The organism is Acinetobacter sp. (assembly GCF_050285345.1).
In the GTDB taxonomy this organism is placed as follows: domain Bacteria; phylum Pseudomonadota; class Gammaproteobacteria; order Pseudomonadales; family Moraxellaceae; genus Acinetobacter.
Map to the genome: position 1 here is coordinate 1 of NZ_JBLZXR010000080.1, position 2,835 is coordinate 2,835.

The following is a 2,835-nucleotide window of genomic DNA, read 5'->3' on the forward strand; positions in this document are numbered from 1 at the left end:
TGACCGTGCACAAATTTCTCAAAATATTCAGGCCGCTTTGGCTGCAGCACAAAAGCGCAGTCAGGAACTTGCTCAAGAGCTAAGTGAAAGTAGCAAATAACTCGTTTTTATTTAGGAAAGTTCCAGTATGGGTGCAAACTCTGCGCTAATTTTTGGCATTATCATTAACGTAGCGATTTTGCTCGTGTTTTTCCGTTTTCTTATGCAGCTTGCAGCGGTGAATGCTTATAATCCCGTGGTCATGTCTACGGTAAAAGCGACAAAAATCGTGGATGTGTTTGGGCGTATTTTTCCGACAGTAGCAAAAGGCCGCGTTAATTTGGCAGCCTTAGCATTGGTGGTAATTTTATACTTACTCAAGATTTTTGGGGTGATGTACCTTTCAGGTGCCATGCCGAACAGTCCGGTACATCTGGTGATTTTAACCTTTGTCACCATGATTCAGGACTTGATCCGCTTCTGCCGTTACTTAATTTTTGCAACGATTATTTTAAGTTGGGTGGTGATGTTTACCCAGTCCCGTTCACCGTATATTGAAGTGATTCAGGAACTGGCAGAACCTTTACTGGCACCGTTCCGCCGTATTTTGCCGAATATGGGCATGATTGATCTGTCGCCAATTGTGGCATTCTTTGCTTTATATATTGCTGAAATTATTATGAATGAAGTAGCAATTGCACTTCTGACTGGACTTTAAAGCTCAGCTAGTAAAAAAGGACTCGATGGAGTCCTTTTTTATTGGAAACAATTCCTCTCACTCTGGGAGATGAGTAGCATTGCTACGCAAGAGAGGGGCTTTAAAAAAATGACCTCCATCCTCTTGCGGAATATATTCCTCACCTCCTAGAAGGAGGAAGGGACTATCCCTATTTTTAAAGGTAAGCCAGAGATGGCTCTGTTAATGCGCCTCATCCCAATTCATGCCTTTACCCACTTCGACAATCAGCGGTACGGAAAGCTGGATCACGGATTGCATCACTTCAGCCAGTTTCGGTGCCAGTTCATCGGCAATCTCGGCATCAACTTCAAATACCAATTCATCGTGTACCTGTAACAGCATTTTGGCTTGATCTTTCGGTAACATTTTATCCACTTCAATCATGGCCATTTTAATGATGTCTGCAGCACTTCCCTGGAGTGGGGCATTGATGGCCGCACGTTCAGCAGCTTTACGCACCATCATGTTACGGGCATCAATATCAGGGGTATATAAACGGCGACCTGAAATGGTTTCGACAAAGCCCTGTTCCAAAGCGATCTGACGTGTACGTTGCATATATTCATAAATGCCAGGATAACGATGGAAGTATTGCTTGATATAGTTTTGTGATTCTTCACGGGTAAAGCCAAGCTGACGAATCAGACCAAATTCGGACATACCATAGAGCAGACCGAAGTTAACAGCTTTAGCCTGACGACGCTGGTCATTGGTGACATCTTCCAGCGAAATACCCAGCACTTCGGCAGCAGTACGGCGGTGTACATCCTGACCGTGATTAAAGGCATCGACCAAGGCTTCATCCTGAGAAAGATGGGCCATTAAACGCAGTTCAATTTGTGAATAATCGGCTGCCAGCACGATGCGGCCTTCTGGAGCAATAAAGGCTTTACGAATTTGGCGGCCAATTTCTTCACGAATCGGAATGTTTTGCAGGTTTGGATCGGTTGAGGACAAACGTCCGGTTGCAGTCAGGGCCTGATGGTAGCTGGTGTGCACACGGCCACTGTCATTGTTGGCCTGTTTTTGCAGACCGTCGGTATAGGTGCTTTTCAGTTTACAAAGACCGCGGTATTGCAGAATTAAATCGGTAATCGGATGTTCAATCTTTTCCAGAATGCTTTCATTGGTGCTGTATTGACCGGTTGCTGTTTTCTTACCGCCTTTCAGTCCGAGTTTGTCAAAGAGGATTTCACCGACCTGTTTAGGCGAGCTGACATTAAACGGCTGTCCAGCCAACTCAATAATCTGGTTTTCAAGGTCTTGAATGGTATTGGAGAAATCGACACTCAATTGATCTAAAAACTTCAGATCCAGTTCGATGCCATTTTCTTCCATGACAGTCAGTACACGCGCCACCGGCATTTCAATATTGTGCAAAATATTGTTCAGTTCAGGAATGGCCTGTAACTTTTTCGACAATACCTCGTATAGACGATAGGTCACATGCGCATCTTCAGCGGCATAATGCGCTGCTGTTTCAATCTCGATCTGGTTAAAGGTTTTCTGTTTGGCCCCTTTACCTGCCACTTGTTCATAAGTGGTCGTTAAGTGACTGAGATAAACACGAGCCACATCATCCATGCCGTGACGGGTCGCCACAGAATTTAAAACATAAGAGGCCAGCATGGTATCGAAATACCAACCTTGCAGTTCAATACCGTGATTTTGCAAAATGTGCGCATCATATTTTAAATGATGTCCAATTTTTTCAACGCTGGCATCTTCTAAAATCGGTTTAATTTGCGCCAGGATGGTTTCACGACTCAGCTGTTCCGGTGCGCCTTCATAATCATGCGTAAGCGGAATGTAATAAGCATCATTGGCATCAAATGCCACCGAGAAACCGACCATCTCGGCAATACGATAATCCAGACTGGTGGTTTCGGTATCAAAGGCAAAGCGTTTTTCAGTACTGAAACGAGTAAACAGGTTGTTCCAGTCAGCCTGAGTTAAAACGGTATGATAATTGGCTTTTCCGAGTTGGTCATCCACACTGGTCAGCTCTGCCTCATCTTCAGTGTTAATGACAGCTGTGGTATTGATATCAGTCTCAATACTTTTGGCCGCCTGTTTATAGGCTGAATTATTTGGATTGTTCGGATGATCGAGCGACT

Annotated in this window: 2 protein-coding genes and 1 pseudogene; 2 read left to right on the forward strand and 1 reads right to left on the reverse strand. The window is 44.4% G+C overall.

The window, feature by feature from the left end:
- Positions 1-100, forward strand: a pseudogene (locus ACN6OV_RS07225) (pyrroline-5-carboxylate reductase); the annotation flags it as partial.
- Between the two features lie 27 nt (positions 101-127).
- Positions 128-697: a YggT family protein gene (locus ACN6OV_RS07230; protein ID WP_291353746.1), complete on the forward strand. Its 570-nt coding sequence runs from the start codon at positions 128-130 to the stop codon at positions 695-697.
- Between the two features lie 201 nt (positions 698-898).
- On the opposite strand, the gene polA is transcribed toward ACN6OV_RS07230, so the two are convergent.
- The coding region (polA, locus tag ACN6OV_RS07235; RefSeq protein ID WP_427951332.1) for a DNA polymerase I at positions 899-2,835 on the reverse strand (1,937 nt) is incomplete at its 5' end.

What these genes read in the sequence shown, in the direction of transcription:
- ACN6OV_RS07230 (WP_291353746.1), top strand. Translation starts at nt 128, where the DNA reads ATGGGTGCAAACTCTGCGCTAATTTTTGGCATTATCATTAACGTAGCG.